The organism is Parabacteroides sp. PH5-46 (assembly GCF_029892785.1).
Lineage (GTDB): Bacteria > Bacteroidota > Bacteroidia > Bacteroidales > Tannerellaceae > DFXE01.
In genome coordinates this window covers 14,086-29,923 of sequence record NZ_JARXXA010000003.1, presented here as the reverse complement: position 1 = coordinate 29,923, position 15,838 = coordinate 14,086, and the positions used below count along the sequence as shown (strand labels likewise).

Below are 15,838 nucleotides of genomic sequence, written 5' to 3'. Positions count from 1 at the left end.
GTATTGAAAATGTTAGAAAGATTTTTAGATAAGACGACCTTTGAGTCGCAAGACGACTTTATGCAGCATTTCAGGGTAAATGTGCCTGAAACGTTCAATTTCGGTTATGATGTAGTAGATGCCTGGGCAGAGGAAGCCCCTGATAAAAAGGCTATTTGCTGGACAAATGATAAAGGCGAACATATAGACTTTTCTTTCGCCGATATGAAGAAATATTCCGACCAGACAGCCTCTTACTTTCAGTCGCTGGGCATCGGTCGGGGCGATATGGTGATGCTGATACTAAAGCGCCGGTACGAGTTTTGGTTCGCTATCATCGCCTTGCATAAACTGGGAGCTGTAGCCATCCCTGCCACCCATTTGCTGACGAAAAAAGACATCGTATACCGCAACAATGCGGCAGATATAAAAATGATTGTTTGTGCAGGAGAAGAGGTTATTACCAAGCATATAACCGATGCTATGCCGGAATCTCCGTCGATAAAGAAACTCGTTTCTATCGGCCCGCTTATCCCGGAAGGATTTGAAGATTTTCATAAAGGAATAGAAGGTGCGAAGCCTTTTGTAAAGCCTGCTCAAGTAAACAAAAACGATGATATTTCGCTGATGTACTTTACATCGGGTACTACCGGCAACCCCAAGATGGTAACACATGATTTCACCTATCCGCTGGCTCATATTACGACAGGAAGCTATTGGCATAATCTGCACGAGAGAAGCCTGCACCTGACGATTGCCGACACCGGATGGGGAAAGGCCGTATGGGGCAAACTATACGGACAATGGATTGCCGGAGCTACGGTATTTGTCTATGATCATGAAAAGTTCAATCCGGCGGATATGCTGAAGATGATACAAGACTATCGCATCACCTCGCTTTGCGCACCTCCTACCATCTTCCGTTTCCTGATCAGGGAAGACCTCTCGAACTATGACCTGTCTTCGCTGGAATACTGTACCATAGCCGGAGAAGCCCTCAATCCTGCCGTATTTGAAGCATTCAAAAAGCTGACGGGTATTAAGCTGATGGAGGGTTTCGGACAGACGGAAACGACACTTACGGTCTGCACATTCCCCTGGACAGAGCCCAAGCCCGGCTCAATGGGAAAAGCCAACCCACAGTACAATGTAGACCTACTCCGCCCCGACGGGACACCTGCCGAAGACGGAGAGCAAGGCGAGATCGTAGTCCGCTACGACAAAGGAAGACCTCTCGGACTATTCAAAGAATACTATCGCGATCCGGAACTGACTCAAGCTACCTGCCATAACGGCATCTACTTCACCGGAGACGTGGCCTGGCGTGACGAAGATGGCTACTTCTGGTTTGTAGGCCGTACCGACGATGTGATCAAAAGCTCGGGATACCGTATCGGCCCGTTTGAGGTGGAAAGTGCCCTGATGACTCACCCAGCAGTAGTAGAGTGCGCCATCACCGGAGTGCCCGACGAGGTACGCGGACAGATCGTAAAAGCAACCATCATCCTGTCTAAAGAGTACAAAGACAAAGCCGGAGAGGCCTTGGTAAAGGAAATACAGGATCATGTAAAAAAGGTAACTGCTCCCTATAAATACCCGCGCATCATCGAGTTTGTAGACGAACTCCCCAAAACCATCAGCGGCAAGATCAGAAGAGTAGAAATACGGAATAAAGATAAATGAAAATAGCAGTAAAAATTGGTAGTAATGTGTTGACAAGAGCGGATGGTACGTTGGATATTACCCGCATGTCGGCATTGGTAGACCAGGTGGCGGTATTGCACAAAAAGGGAATTGAGATTATCCTCATTTCTTCCGGTGCAGTAGCTTCGGGACGCAGTGAGATAAAGGTGGGTAAAAAGCTGGATTCTGTTTCAGCCCGCCAACTCTATTCGGCTGTAGGACAAGCCAAACTGATCAACCGATACTACGAATTATTCCGCGAACATCATATCGTATGTGGGCAGGTGCTGACTACGAAGGAAAACTTTGGAAGTCGTAGTCACTATCTCAACCAGAAACATTGCATGGAAGTGATGCTGGAAAACAAGGTCATACCCATTGTCAATGAGAACGATACAATTTCTGTTACGGAACTGATGTTTACGGATAATGACGAACTATCCGGTCTGATTGCTACCATGATGGGTATGGATATGCTTGTCATTCTGAGCAATGTAGATGGTATATACAACGGAAATCCGTCGGACCCGCAAGCCTTTGTAATTCCCGAAATAGAAAAGGGAAAAGAAGATGTACTGGATTATGTGCAAACCACCAAATCAGCCTTCGGACGGGGTGGAATGCTGACCAAATGCAGCATCGCTCAAAAGGTGGCGGATGAAGGTATTGCCGTAATTATCGCCAATGGAAAAAAGGAGAATATCCTGCTCAACCTGCTGGACAACAATAGCAAAGTAGTATGTACCCGCTTCAAACCATCAGCCAAACCGGTAAGCAATGTAAAGAAATGGATTGCCCACTCCGAAGGCTTTGCCAAAGGCGAAGTGCACATCAATAAAGGAGCAGCTGAAGCACTGAAAGGTCCTAAGGCCACCAGTGTACTGCTAGTAGGGGTAACCCAAATTACAGGTGAATTTGAGAAAGACGATATTGTAAAGATATTTGACGAAAAAGGAAAGCAAATCGGTGTAGGTTGTGCCGGATATACCAGCGAAGAAGCGATCAAACAGATTGGACAACGCGCCATCAAACCGCTCGTCCATTACGACTATTTATATTTGGACTAAACAATAGAAAAAAGAATTTCTATGAACGTAAACGAGCTTATAAAACAGACAGTTGCCGCATCCCGTTCGTTGGTTGGGCTAAGCGATGCATCCATTAGTAAGATACTTTCGGATACAGCAGATGCAATGCTTGAAAAGCAAGCTCATATCTTAGCCGAAAATGCCAAAGACCTGGCATTAATGGAGCCTTCCAACCCCAAATACGATCGTTTGAAACTAACGGAAGAGCGCCTGCAAGGCATTGCTGGAGACATGAAAAATGTAGCCTCCCTACCCTCGCCTCTTGGCAAGGTCTTGAGTAAAGTGACACGTCCCAACGGGATGACGATCAAGAAAGTAAGCGTTCCGTTTGGTGTGATTGGCATTATCTATGAAGCCCGCCCGAATGTAACGTTTGATGTGTTCTCGCTCTGTCTGAAAAGCGGGAATGCCTGCGTGTTGAAAGGAGGCTCGGATGCCGATTATTCCAACAAAGCATTGGTTGCCATTATACACGATGTACTGAAAAAATATCATATAGATCCGGCTGTATGCACCTTATTGCCTCCCGATCGTGAAGCAACATCAGCCTTGCTGAATGCCGTAGGACTGGTAGACCTTATCATCCCGAGAGGCAGTAGTTCGCTGATCAACTTTGTACGCGAAAATGCCCGTATCCCGGTGATAGAAACCGGAGCCGGTATCTGTCATACCTATTTTGATAAAGAGGGAGACAAAGAAAAGGGGCAAGCCATCGTCAATAACGCAAAGACCCGACGCGTAAGTGTCTGTAATGCGCTGGATTGCCTTATCATCCACAAAGACAGGTTATCAGACCTGCCGTATCTCTGCCAAAAGCTATCGGAAAGTCAAGTAATCATCTATGCCGACAACTCAGCCTATACCGCTCTGGCATCGCATTATCCGGCAGAGTTATTGCAAAAAGCAACGGAAGACAGCTTTGGCACAGAGTTTCTCGACTATAAAATGAGCATCAAAACAGTTGATTCCCTAGCTGAAGCACTGGAACACATTGCCCGGCACAGCTCCAAACACAGCGAATGTATCATCAGCGAATCAGCCGACACCATCCGCCGTTTCGAGCTATTAGTAGACGCCGCCTGCGTCTACGCCAACGTATCAACAGCCTTCACCGATGGCGCACAGTTCGGAATGGGTGCCGAAATAGGCATCAGCACCCAAAAACTCCATGCCCGAGGCCCCATGGCCCTCCCCGAACTCACTACTTACAAATATATTATAGAAGGAAATGGCCTTACAAGGTCTTGAATGAAGAATAATTAAAGAATTAAAGATATGAAGCATTTCACAAACGTACACGATATAGGAGATTTGCAGCAGGCAGTAAAAGACGCCCTTGAGATTAAGAAAGACCGGTTTCGGTTTACTGAGTTGGGGAAAAATAAGACTTTGTTGATGATATTTTTCAATTCCAGCCTGCGTACACGTTTGAGCACGCAAAAGGCAGCCATGAACCTGGGCATGAACACCATGGTACTCGATATAAACCAAGGTGCCTGGAAGCTGGAAAGCGAACGAGGCGTAGTGATGGACGGAGACAAGCCGGAGCATCTATTGGAGGCTATTCCCGTTATGGGCTGCTATTGTGATATCATTGGTGTCCGTTCGTTTGCCCGCTTTGAAAACAAGGAAGAAGACTATACCGAAAAGGTTCTGACTCAGTTTATTCAATACTCCGGAAGACCGGTTTTCAGCATGGAAGCAGCCACCCGCCATCCGCTGCAAAGCTATGCCGACCTCATCACGATAGAGGAGTACAAAAAGACAGCCCGTCCCAAAGTAGTGATGACCTGGGCACCTCACCCCAAAGCACTCCCGCAAGCCGTACCTAACAGCTTTGCCGAATGGATGAATGAAACAGACTATGAGTTTGTAATCACCCATCCCGAAGGCTACGAGTTGGATCCGGCATTCGTAGGGAAAGCTCGCGTAGAGTACGACCAGAAAAAAGCCTTTGAAGGAGCGGACTTTATTTATGCCAAGAACTGGGCAGCTTACACAGACCCGCATTATGGAGAAATCCTTAATATGGACCGGAGCTGGACGGTAGATATAGAGAAGATGGCACTGACCAACAATGCCTACTTTATGCACTGCCTACCTGTTCGCCGCAATATGATCGTAACAGACGATGTGATAGAAAGCCCTCAGAGCATTGTAATACCCGAAGCCGCCAACCGGGAAATCTCCGCTCAGGCCGTAATAAAAAAAATACTGGAAAATATATAAAATAGATTCGGTATCTTTACGCATTCGAATGAAACCGAAGAGTAAACAGATACTAAAACGTATACTGACCTGGTGCAGGAATATTATCTTATTCCTGTTCCTGTCTAGTCTGTTGGCTGTAATTGCTTTACGTTTCGTTCCGATATATTTCACTCCTTTGATGTTTATCCGGGTGTATGAACAGATTAGAGACAAGCAGGAAGTAACATTAAAACACAAATGGGTGCCTATCTCAAAGATTGCTCAACCCTTGGTACAAGCTGTTGTAGCCTCGGAAGACAATCTCTTTCTGGAACATAAGGGCTTTGATATCACACAGATTCAGAAAGCACGAAACGAGGCCGAAGCCGGCAAACGGGTACGGGGCGCCAGTACCATCTCTCAGCAAACGGCCAAAAATGTCTTTCTATGGCCGGGGAAAACATACTTTCGCAAAGGTATCGAGGTGTATTTCACGGTATTAATAGAGTTTTTCTGGAGCAAAGAGCGCATCATGGAAGTGTACCTGAACTCGATTGAGATGGGAAAGGGTATCTATGGCGCCGAAGCCGTGGCCGAAGCCCATTTTGACAAACATGCTTACAAGCTGACCAAGGCCGAAGCCGCTCTGATAGCAGCTACCCTGCCCAATCCTCGCAGGTTTAACTCTGCCAATCCCTCACCTTACATCATAAAACGGCAATCACAAATTATGTCTTTAATGAATAAACTATTAAAAATCGAAATGGGGTATGAATAGCTTTAGTTATCACAACTTGGGAAGAATCAATTACGCCGATGCATTAGAACGACAAACAAACGCATTTACAGCCTTATTAGACGCCAAAGCCAAAGGCATACAGGGCGAAAGCCAACTCTTTTTCTGCGAACACGAACCGGTACTCACTCTGGGGAAAAGCGGAAAAGAAGCGAACCTGCTGATTTCAGAAGAATTACTCATCCAGCGGGGCATAACTCTCCACCACATCAACAGAGGCGGCGATATCACATATCACGGCCCGGGGCAAATTACAGGCTACCCAGTCTTCGACCTTGAGTATTGGAACATGGGATTAAAACAGTATATTCATACCTTGGAAGAAATCATGATAAACTTCCTGGCTATATACGGCATATCCGCCGAACGTCTGGAAGGCGCTACCGGTGTATGGATTGACGCTCAAACACCTATGAAAGCCCGGAAGATATGCGCTATCGGCGTAAAAAGCAGTCGCTATGTAACCATGCATGGCTTTGCCTTGAACATCAATACAGACCTCAGCTACTACTCCCTGATAAACCCCTGTGGCTTTACCGACAAAGGCGTAACCTCTCTGGAAAAAGAACTGGGCACTCCACAAGACTTTGAGTTGGCAAAAAACCAACTACAAAACCTATTCACAACATATTTTCCTCAACCTACAGACACTGTATGATATCAGATACCCACTCCTAAAGTCAGCATGACATCCATAGTTGAAGAGTTTACATCATCAAAGTATTTGTATTTCGTTTCTCTTGAAAAGTAACGGTTGGTGAGTGTAAGGTTCCACTTCTTATCTGAAAAATAACCGATCTGTGCCGAGAAAATAGACAGTTGCGCATTGCTCTTGTCTCCCTGCACATTAAGCGTTTCGTAATCAACGGTAGACCAGTCTATATCCGGCTTGTAGCCTTTCCATGTGTAGATATGATAGTTTTCAGTGTTCAGCGAAAAAAGCCAGCGCTTATTATAAACCAAAGTAAAAAAGGCTTTCGTGCTATATCCGCTCCCCAGGTTGTAATCACGTTCGTCTATCATAAAATGGTCTGAAGCACTCGCACCTAGTATCACAGCATTCTGATAAAAGTCTGCAAATACCTCCACGTTATTTTCCGGTGACGATTTTTTATAGATCAACCCTCCTCCAACTGCCGCAGCCTGAGAGATTCGGTAAGGAGCTAGCAAGTCGCCACTCTTTGATCGTAGCTGAGAATCGTAATAGTCAAAATGCTGAAAAATTCCCAGAGTTAAAGCCCTCGCACCCTTTTTCCAGATAGGCTTTCCCCATAAGGCACCAACAGCGTTTACCTGACTAACCAACGGCTGTTTTGAGAAGAAATCAAAGCTGGCTTGTAACTGAAACCACTCATAAGGAGAATAAAACTCATCATCATGCGGATCGCCATAATTCAAACGCAAAGAGACATTCATACTTGTTACCCCATGACTGGAGCGGTCTTCTTCTGCCAGAAAACGCGGACCGACTCCTACCACAAAATTAATCGGTACAGAGCGGAAAGTACGCCCTTTTGAAGGCATCGTCTTCCACATCTCACCTGTAATGATCCGGTTTAATGCCCGGATGGGAGAAATGACACCGGATAGTAATTCACGCCCTACCCGCTCGGCTCCTGTAGTCCGGTTATCAATAAAAAGGTCGGACAAACGGTAGGTTATTTCTCCTAAGGCTACCCCACCAAAGGTAGTGGCAAACAGATCATTGATAGAAGGCGGCTCTGTCTCCATAAAAAACTCCCACATCAGGCTTCCCCCAAACGTAAAGGGAATTGATTGCCAGAAATTCATGCCATTACTCCGAGCAGCATTATAGTATAAGGAGCCATGATAGGGATGAGCCACCAGGTTGGTAGAAAACTTATCAGTATCCCACACCGGCCCGGTCTTAAAATTACGTTTAATACTCTTACCGTTTATCCTGGCAAAATCTTCATTTGTTACGAAACGATTAAAGCCCCACACAAGCATATTCACCCCAAAAGCCTCCCCGGCTGCAAGCCACGGGCGACGAGGATGTATAACGATAGAATCACTAACATAAAGACGCCTATCCAACTGGGGATAATGCTGTCCTTTAGCCGATTGGGTAAACATTAACGTAAGTAAGACAAAAAACGTTATGAGTAATCTTTTAATCATCATCAAAGAAAATAGTTCCTATTATGCAAATGTACATGATATTAGCTATAGCTCGTTCGTTTAATTTTAGTAATTACTCGGCTTTTTCACATCATAATAAGGTAGAATATTAATCAAGATTAGAAACTATTCATTACTTTTGCAAAAAAACAAAATGATAGATTTTATTACATTTTGCGACTATTTAGGCACCTTTGCCTTTGCAATAAGCGGTATCAGGCTGGCTTCTGCCAAACAATTTGATTGGTTTGGAGCTTACGTTGTAGGAGTCGTAACTGCTGTTGGAGGAGGTACGGTAAGAGATATTTTGCTAAACGACACCCCTTTCTGGATGACCCAGCCCTCGTACTTAATTATTTCAGGATTAGCACTCTTATTCGTTATTGCTTTCAGAAAATATGTAATCAAGTTAAATAATACCTTTTTCATTTTCGACGCTATCGGACTAGGATTATTCGTTATTGTAGGAATAGTCAAAACATTGGAATTTGGCTTCCCTATGTGGGTAGCTATTGTAATGGGAACGATTACCGGGTCGTTCGGAGGTATGATCAGGGATATCCTTATCAATGAAGTGCCTCTTATCCTGCGGAAAGATATTTATGCGCTGGCTTGTATGTTTGGCGGTATTGCCTATTGGATATGCCTTCAGCTGGCATTGCCTTCGGCTTTGTCTCAATTCATATCTGCCGTTTCGGTTTTTGCCGTACGAATCCTGGCCGTAAAATATCACATAAGCGTTCCGGTATTGAAAGGAGAAGAATAAATTAACTACCTTTGTACTTTTATGACAGGAAATGTTCACACACATCAGGAAAATGCAGACATTCTGCTTATTTATACCGGCGGAACCATCGGTATGATAGAAAATCCGGAAACAGGCGTACTTGAGTCTTTCAATTTCCAGCATCTTAAAAATAACATGCCGGAATTGAAGAAGTTAGGATATGCCGTTACCACCTATCAATTTGATCCTCCTATGGATTCATCTGATATGGGACCGGATAGCTGGATGAAAATTGTAGAAATAATATCCGAAAACTATCAATTATACGACGGTTTTGTAATCCTGCACGGAACAGATACCATGTCATATACAGCCTCAGCATTAAGCTTTATGCTTGAAAACCTGAGCAAACCGGTTATACTTACAGGATCACAACTACCGATCGGCATGTTGCGGACAGACGGCAAAGAAAACCTGATAACGGCTATAGAAATTGCTGCCGATCAGGATAGCGACGGCCAGCCGGTCATTACTGAAGTATGTATATTCTTTGAAAACGACCTGTTAAGAGGAAACCGGACCCGCAAGATCAATGCCGACAACTTCAACGCGTTTCGTTCGTACAACTATCCGCCACTGGCACATGCTGGTATTCATATAAAATACGATCTGCCACAGATCCTTCGTCCAACTCCCCACAAACCGTTAAAACCCCATTATCTGCTCGACAGGAATATAGCCATTCTGAAAATGTATCCGGGTATATCTCCGCAGGTAGTAGAAAGTATATTGAATATACCGGGCTTGAAGGGAGTAGTTATGGAAACATTCGGAAGCGGAAATGCTCCCCGAGACGAATGGTTCATCACAATGCTGAAAGATGCAACAGAGCGTGGCATTGTAATAGTAAATGTAACACAATGTGTAGGCGGAAATGTTGAAATGCACCGGTACGAAACAGGACGTAAATTACTGGAAGCAGGCGTGATCAGCGGATATGACAGTACAACAGAAAGCGCTGTCACCAAGCTGATGTTTCTTTTTGGGCATGGGTTAAGTTCCGAAGAAGTAAAAGAGCATATGAATCGCTCGCTGATCGGAGAGATAACCATTCCCGATAAATTATAAAACAATTATGAAACTAACTTTTTTTAGTTTAGCAAGCGGAAGCAGTGGGAACTGCTATTATTTAGGAACTCCGGAATATGGCATCCTGGTAGATGCCGGTATCGGAATTCGTACCATTACAAAAGTACTAAAAGAACGCTTTATAGACCTTTCCAAGATAGTAGCTGTATTAGTTACTCATGACCATGCCGACCATATTAAGACGGTAGGCTGTCTGGGTGAAAAATACAATATCCCGATCTATACAACAGATGCCGTTCATCACGGAATAGAGAAAAGCCGTTATGTAGAAGAAGTATTAGGCCCTTCGCGTAAAATCATCGAAAAAGAAGTGCCTTTCCAAATCCGGGACTTCAGTATAACAGCCTTTGAAGTTCCGCACGATAGCACAGACAATGTAGGCTATCACATAGAGTTTGGCAATCACCGCTTCACGTTTGCCACTGATGTAGGCCACATTACAGATACCGTAAGCAAGTATCTATCGTTGGCCAACCATCTGATTATCGAAGCCAACTATGACGAAGAAATGCTCAGATCCGGCACCTACCCTCACTTTCTTAAAGAACGGGTAGCCAGTCCGACAGGCCATCTCAGCAACCGGGAAGCTGCAGAATTTCTGGCCACCCATTACCATCCCGGACTAAAAAACATCTGGCTATGCCATCTCAGTCGCGACAACAATCACCCCGAACTGGCATACAAAACAATAGACATCCGTTTATTCCGTGAAGGCATCCGCGTAGGTAAAGACGTAACACTCACAACTCTCAAGCGATCGACTCCTTCCGACCTTTACGAATTCGAATGAAAAAGAAGAAAAAAATTTGCAGAGAAAAAATTAAACCTCTATATTTGCACCCGCAAACAAAGAAAAAGTTAGACAAAATAATGACTCCGTAGCTCAGTTGGTAGAGCAAATGACTCTTAATCATTGGGTCGACGGTTCGAGCCCGTCCGGGGTCACAAAGGAAAGTCGCTATTTAAGCGGCTTTTTTTGTTTTTAGCCCCCTTAGCTTCTCTCCTATTTCTCCCTACGATTTTACACGGTTTTAAGCATGTGAGTTAAACCAAGAGTTAAACCGAAAAATCATGGTTAACATCTTGTGTTACAAATCAAAAACATTAGCAAACGGAGAGCATCCGTTAATGGTTCGTGTATGCAAAGACGGAAAGAAGAAATATTCCAGTCTTGGCATATCAATTAATCCGCAGTATTGGGACTTTAAGAAGGGCAAATTAAAACGGAATTGTCCTGACAGAGATAATATACAATCTCTGATAAACGAGAAGTTGAAAGAATATTCCGCCCAAATAATAGAACTAAAGTCTGTTCAAAAAGATTTCACTGCATCAAGTCTGATTAACAAGGTCAATAAGCCTATCCTGCCTAAAACAGTGAAAGGTGTTTTTGACAACGAAATTAAACGGCTTAATGATGAAAACAGGCTGAATTACGCATTGTCATATAAGCAGCTTATGAATTCACTGATAGATTTCAATGGCAATTTAGATATTTATTTTTCTGACATAGATAGCACTTGGTTAAAGAATTATGAAACGTTTCTCCGCAAAAAAGATTTGGGTGACAATACAATCGGCATTCGTTTCAGAACGCTGAGAGCTATTTTCAACATGGCAATTCAAACAAACATTGTTAAGCCAGAATATTATCCGTTTAATTCTTATAATGTCTCAAAGTTGAGCAAAGAAACTGCCAAAAGGGCGGTATGCAAAGCGGATATTGAAGCGATTACTAACTATCAAACATCGCATGCCTACACAGTATTTGCTATTGACCTGTTTATGTTCAGTTATTTACAGGGCGGTATCAATTTCGTTGATATAGCCTATCTGACAAAAGATAATCTCATTGATGGCAGGCTTGTTTATACCAGACAAAAAACAAGAAAGTTGATAAAGCTACCATTGCAGCCTAAAGCCATAGAGTTGATAGAGCAATATAAGCAGTCCGGTAGTCCGTACCTGTTCCCGATTCTATCTCCGTTTCATAAGACCGGACAACAGAAAGCGAACAGAGTACATAAGGTGATAACTAAAGTCAACAAATATCTTAAAGCTGTTGGAGAAGAATTAAATCTACCAATAAATTTAACGACATACGTTGCCAGACATTCACAGGCTACCCAACTTTTACGCTCAGGAGCACCCACAGCCATTATAAGCCAAATAATGGGACACTCATCGGAAAAGGTTACTCAAATCTACCTTGATAGCTTTGAAAACTCACAGATAGACGAGGCGATGAAGAATCTGCTATAAAAATCATCCCACTTTCAGCAATGGAGGTGGGATTTTTTTTATTTTTGCGGATAAAAGCAGATTGTTGTAGTGGATAAAATAAAATATTATTACGATGATAACGGAGATATTATTCCTGCTGATAAATATGGAAAGATTATTAACGGAAAAATCTATATATGTCAAAAAGGAGATGAGTCTCATGATTTAAAAGGGAGGCCACTTTACTATCTTGCTTTATTCAGACTGAGTAGAGATGAAAAATACAAATTTAAAACCCCTAATAATGCAGATGTTTTTTCAGCCAGAAAGGAGCTAATAAACTACATTAGAGGAATGGCGATCCAATATAAACTACTTGATGTAGAAGAAAAAGCAATAAACAAGGAAGATAAAAGAGCTGCTTACAGAAAATGGAAACAACTTATTGCATGTTTCGATATTATGTACGGGTATCAGAATAATGAAATTAGGGAGCTTGCAGAAGACTTAAAATTTCTATCTCAAACAGGAAAGATAACAAGAGCCCAGATTGAGAAGGAGAATGAACGACCTTCAAAAATCATTCATGAAAGTACATTAGTTTTGTGCAAACAGGCATTAACGGAAAAACTTTTCTCATGGTTATTTGAAAACAAAAGAATAGAGTCATACCTGTCCGATATCTGTTGGGAGGGTTCCCCAAATGGTATAAAGAAATTGAAATTAATTAGAGATAAAGACGGGAATTTAAACTATTCGCCAGATAACCCAAAGCCATTGTCAATTACTAATCAGGGACTAACCAAAATCATATTAGCCGAAAGAAAAAATGAAAGAGAGCAACTCAAAGAATACGTCACTAGCTTATATGGCAACTTGCTTAAAGGCCAATTCATAAAAGCTACAGGCAAAATTGACACCTTTTCTGGCTGTTTCATATATGATACACTATCTTATTTGCATATTATCACAGGAGAACTACCTGATAAAAGCAACCAAGACAAAAGAGATTATATTCGCAATTGCATCCTTAATAAAAAAGACCTTTAACCCCCCAATTTATATTGGGGTATTTTACTTCTCTTAATCAATTTTATACCCCAATTCACTTAGGCTTGTATCCGTTGAAAATGTGGAAATTTGCAACGCATTCGGATGAATGCCTGTAGCTTTTTGCTGCAGCAAATTTAAAACAATTTATTTATTATGACAGAAGAAAAAAAGAAAAAAGAAGAATTTTCTGTGCCTGAAACAAGTTATTTCAAGGTTCCAATGGAGCAACTTCTCAGAAACGTAGCAAATGATGTTAAAAATGGTGCTGAATTGGTGAATGTTACTTTCTATCAATCGAATGGTCAGCCTCATATTCGGGCAAGGGCTTTGATCAGATTAAAAAATGGAGAAAGCTCTCGCCAAACGGACTACACATGCCAAGCAGATGAAAATCTGGTGATAGAACTGGAGAAAGTGCTTTTCAAGAAGTTTGAGAATGTTCCTATCTATAAAGGGGTAGGCGGGGAGATTCCACCTTACGAAGGGAACTTCGAAGAAGACATGCTCAAACGCAGTGTTAAATCTGGGAAAATACCCAAGTATGCAGGTGAATTTACTGACAGAAAAGGGACTGTACGTATGCGGTTCATTAAGACCTACGCTCGCAAAATGGAAATGCACTTTACCCCAGCTAAAACAGAGGAATTAATCAACTACCTTAAGGAGCATGAAGTGATTAATCAGGAGTCGTACTTTGATTAAGTTTACGGTGGGGAGAGGTCTTTCTTCTCCTCACTTTTTTACTAAAAAATTGAATATCCCTACGAAATCAAGATTAGTATGAAATTTACTCTGGGTCATATATACCCAATTTTTCAAATTTTCTTACTATATAAAATAAGATGACTATGAGCAATCCTGATGAAGATTTTGCCCTTCCGGTCGAAGAAATCCCAATAAATAAGGGAGAGTGGCTATCTGATGCCCTAAAACGAGCAGGATATGAAAATATTCCAACAATGGTATTTTTAAACAAGGTAGAACCAGGCAGAGGAGCTACACATGGAGAACTAATTGCAAAACGCAACTCTATAATTATAGAACCTCCTGTTCCTGCCATTGTAGGCAAAACAGAGAATAATCCTAATTATTTAGGTGTTTACGAGAAGGCGACAAAGAAAGATGTTGAGCGGTATTTCAACAGAACGGATATAGAGTTTAAGAAAATCGTTGCTACACCGGAGGGGTATGTGAAGAAGGTATTACCCATTGCAAAGAAGTTGAATATAGACCTACACAAAGACTATTTCTGCCTTTATGACGAATGTGACAAGCTAATAGAAGATACCGGCTACAGACCTGCCATATCGATACCGATTAATGATTTCTTTGCATATGCAGGCAAAGCGTACGTTTCGGCAACTCCGATTCAACCAAGAAGTCCGATATTCAAAGAGCATGGTTTTAGGTGGTTAGAAGTCAAGCCCACATATGACTATAAAAAGGATGCGACATTGATTGTTACCCGCAGTATTAATCGAACTATTAAAGCGGAAATACAACGTTTATTGGCAGATTCTAGCCCGATCTGTGTCTTTTACAAGACAACGAAAGGAATAAATAAGCTACTAACGTGGCTACTGGATAACGGCATAATTAAAGAGAGTGAATACAAAGTATTCTGTTCGCAAAAGAGTGTGAAGTTATTAAAGGGAGTCCGTTTCAAAAACAGTTATGAGCAGATAAATCTTCCGTTGGCTAAGATTAATTTTTTCACATCCCGGTTCTTTACGGCATTCGATTTATGGGTGACGAAGCGATGCAATATTCTTGTACTTAGCAATTTGGGAGAAGTAGCTCATTCCATTATTGACCCATTTACGGAAGCCGTGCAGATTCAAGGTCGATTCAGGAAAGTTTTCAAAGATGGCAAGCGATATAATTCACTTACCTTCATTACTAATGTGAATGACAAACTCCGGGTGAAAACAGAAGAGGAAGTTACACAGGAGATTGAAGCTAATAAAGAGCAGTACATGTCGATTAAAGGGCTCTACAAAAATGAGATAAATAAGCGAAAGAAAGCTATTCACAAGAAGCAACTAAAGAAAATGGATTATGCCTTGCTCATGGATGCTGACGGGGGAATAGACCCTTTTAAAGTTGATAATCGGTATAATGAAGAAAGAGTTAAATCCTACTATATCGACCAGTATAGGTTGAAGCAGGCATACGAAGATACCGGGCATTTCAATCTAACCTTCATTCCCGAAGAACTATTAGGAGAGGACGATAAGCTTGCAATGTCTAAGGCTAAACAGAAAGACCGTTGGAAGCTCATAGTCGAACATATCGAACGTATGCAAAAAGCGAAACTACGGGATGAAAGTTTTGATTTGGAGAGTACGATTGAATTTATCCGCTCTTCATACCCAGACGATGAATTTATAATAGATGCTTATTTCAAAATAGGGCGACCAAGAATCGAAGCATCGGAATGGAAGAAAAGAGCGATAGAAGCGGAGTTGAAGGCATATGATTTGCAGGAATCACAGAAACTCCGATTTAGCCCGGAAGTAGTGAAAGATATTGAAGAAGAGTTCCGGCATGAAATTGAAACACAAAGTTACGTATCAAAAACAGATTTTCGGGACAGGCTAAAAATGATATACCGGGCTCATGGCATCACCTTCAAAGAATATGGAGACGGGCAGAAAGGGATTAATGTTATGAGTACTATAACTGACGATACGGTATATGATTATTTCATTGCAAGTCTCAATAATAATGAAAAACCGCCTTCATATAGGCTTAAAGGTTTAAAACCGGGTTTAGTATGAAATTATTCACGGGTCATATAGAACTGAT

General features: G+C 42.2%; 14 protein-coding genes and 1 tRNA gene. 14 read left to right on the top strand and 1 reads right to left on the bottom strand.

What is annotated here, in order from left to right:
* The first annotated feature begins 9 nt into the window (after positions 1–9).
* Genes M2470_RS03635 through lipB form a run of 6 tightly spaced genes read left to right on the top strand, consistent with a single transcriptional unit; the run spans position 10 to position 6,394 of the window.
* Complete coding sequence (locus tag M2470_RS03635; protein WP_280743914.1) at positions 10–1,662, top strand: AMP-binding protein; 1,653 nt, start codon at positions 10–12, stop codon at positions 1,660–1,662.
* Positions 1,659–2,729, top strand: a complete 1,071-nt coding sequence (proB, locus tag M2470_RS03630) for a glutamate 5-kinase (RefSeq protein WP_280743915.1) — start codon at positions 1,659–1,661, stop codon at positions 2,727–2,729. The genes M2470_RS03635 and proB overlap by 4 nt, the downstream gene beginning before the upstream one ends.
* A gap of 21 nt (positions 2,730–2,750) precedes the next feature.
* Positions 2,751–3,998, top strand: coding sequence for a glutamate-5-semialdehyde dehydrogenase (locus tag M2470_RS03625; protein WP_280743916.1), 1,248 nt, complete (start codon positions 2,751–2,753; stop codon positions 3,996–3,998).
* Between the two features lie 27 nt (positions 3,999–4,025).
* The gene (locus M2470_RS03620) at positions 4,026–4,979 is read left to right on the top strand and encodes an N-acetylornithine carbamoyltransferase (protein ID WP_280743917.1); all 954 of its coding nucleotides are present in this window, start codon (positions 4,026–4,028) and stop codon (positions 4,977–4,979) included.
* Positions 4,980–5,007: 28 nt separating this feature from the next.
* A complete protein-coding gene (gene mtgA, locus M2470_RS03615) occupies positions 5,008–5,718 on the top strand; it encodes a monofunctional biosynthetic peptidoglycan transglycosylase (protein WP_280743918.1) in 711 nt (236 codons plus the stop codon).
* Entirely contained in the window at positions 5,711–6,394 is a 684-nt protein-coding gene (gene lipB, locus M2470_RS03610; protein ID WP_280743919.1) for a lipoyl(octanoyl) transferase LipB, read from the top strand. The genes mtgA and lipB overlap by 8 nt, the downstream gene beginning before the upstream one ends.
* A gap of 2 nt (positions 6,395–6,396) precedes the next feature.
* Here the strand turns inward: lipB and M2470_RS03605 are convergent, their stop codons facing one another.
* A complete protein-coding gene (locus tag M2470_RS03605; protein WP_280743920.1) occupies positions 6,397–7,881 on the bottom strand; it encodes a DUF3943 domain-containing protein in 1,485 nt (494 codons plus the stop codon).
* A 151-nt stretch (positions 7,882–8,032) separates the two neighbouring features.
* On the opposite strand from M2470_RS03605, the gene M2470_RS03600 reads away from it, so the two are divergent.
* From M2470_RS03600 to M2470_RS03565, 8 genes are all read left to right on the top strand, one after another.
* Entirely contained in the window at positions 8,033–8,644 is a 612-nt protein-coding gene (locus M2470_RS03600) for a trimeric intracellular cation channel family protein (RefSeq protein ID WP_280743921.1), read from the top strand.
* Between the two features lie 21 nt (positions 8,645–8,665).
* Positions 8,666–9,733 carry a type I asparaginase gene (locus tag M2470_RS03595; protein WP_280743922.1) on the top strand — a complete coding sequence of 356 codons (1,068 nt, stop codon included), beginning with the start codon at positions 8,666–8,668 and terminating at the stop codon, positions 9,731–9,733.
* A gap of 7 nt (positions 9,734–9,740) precedes the next feature.
* On the top strand, positions 9,741–10,544 hold the full coding sequence (locus M2470_RS03590) for an MBL fold metallo-hydrolase (protein WP_280743923.1): 804 nt from the start codon (positions 9,741–9,743) through the stop codon (positions 10,542–10,544).
* An 82-nt stretch (positions 10,545–10,626) separates the two neighbouring features.
* Positions 10,627–10,699 (top strand) — tRNA-Lys (locus tag M2470_RS03585).
* A 126-nt stretch (positions 10,700–10,825) separates the two neighbouring features.
* Positions 10,826–12,016 carry a site-specific integrase gene (locus M2470_RS03580; protein WP_280743924.1) on the top strand — a complete coding sequence of 397 codons (1,191 nt, stop codon included), beginning with the start codon at positions 10,826–10,828 and terminating at the stop codon, positions 12,014–12,016.
* Between the two features lie 69 nt (positions 12,017–12,085).
* Complete coding sequence (locus M2470_RS03575; RefSeq protein ID WP_280743925.1) at positions 12,086–13,027, top strand: hypothetical protein; 942 nt, start codon at positions 12,086–12,088, stop codon at positions 13,025–13,027.
* Between the two features lie 156 nt (positions 13,028–13,183).
* Positions 13,184–13,732, top strand: a complete 549-nt coding sequence (locus tag M2470_RS03570) for a hypothetical protein (protein WP_280743926.1) — start codon at positions 13,184–13,186, stop codon at positions 13,730–13,732.
* Positions 13,733–13,878: 146 nt separating this feature from the next.
* Positions 13,879–15,810 carry a hypothetical protein gene (locus tag M2470_RS03565; protein ID WP_280743927.1) on the top strand — a complete coding sequence of 644 codons (1,932 nt, stop codon included), beginning with the start codon at positions 13,879–13,881 and terminating at the stop codon, positions 15,808–15,810.
* Positions 15,811–15,838: the final 28 nt, after the last annotated feature.

What these genes read in the sequence shown, in the direction of transcription:
- proB (WP_280743915.1), top strand. Translation starts at nt 1,659, where the DNA reads ATGAAAATAGCAGTAAAAATTGGTAGTAATGTGTTGACAAGAGCGGAT.
- M2470_RS03590 (WP_280743923.1), top strand. Translation starts at nt 9,741, where the DNA reads ATGAAACTAACTTTTTTTAGTTTAGCAAGCGGAAGCAGTGGGAACTGC.
- M2470_RS03580 (WP_280743924.1), top strand. Translation starts at nt 10,826, where the DNA reads ATGGTTAACATCTTGTGTTACAAATCAAAAACATTAGCAAACGGAGAG.
- M2470_RS03605 (WP_280743920.1), bottom strand. Translation starts at nt 7,881, where the DNA reads ATGATGATTAAAAGATTACTCATAACGTTTTTTGTCTTACTTACGTTA.
- M2470_RS03570 (WP_280743926.1), top strand. Translation starts at nt 13,184, where the DNA reads ATGACAGAAGAAAAAAAGAAAAAAGAAGAATTTTCTGTGCCTGAAACA.
- lipB (WP_280743919.1), top strand. Translation starts at nt 5,711, where the DNA reads ATGAATAGCTTTAGTTATCACAACTTGGGAAGAATCAATTACGCCGAT.
- M2470_RS03600 (WP_280743921.1), top strand. Translation starts at nt 8,033, where the DNA reads ATGATAGATTTTATTACATTTTGCGACTATTTAGGCACCTTTGCCTTT.
- M2470_RS03620 (WP_280743917.1), top strand. Translation starts at nt 4,026, where the DNA reads ATGAAGCATTTCACAAACGTACACGATATAGGAGATTTGCAGCAGGCA.
- M2470_RS03595 (WP_280743922.1), top strand. Translation starts at nt 8,666, where the DNA reads ATGACAGGAAATGTTCACACACATCAGGAAAATGCAGACATTCTGCTT.
- M2470_RS03625 (WP_280743916.1), top strand. Translation starts at nt 2,751, where the DNA reads ATGAACGTAAACGAGCTTATAAAACAGACAGTTGCCGCATCCCGTTCG.
- M2470_RS03635 (WP_280743914.1), top strand. Translation starts at nt 10, where the DNA reads ATGTTAGAAAGATTTTTAGATAAGACGACCTTTGAGTCGCAAGACGAC.
- mtgA (WP_280743918.1), top strand. Translation starts at nt 5,008, where the DNA reads ATGAAACCGAAGAGTAAACAGATACTAAAACGTATACTGACCTGGTGC.
- M2470_RS03565 (WP_280743927.1), top strand. Translation starts at nt 13,879, where the DNA reads ATGAGCAATCCTGATGAAGATTTTGCCCTTCCGGTCGAAGAAATCCCA.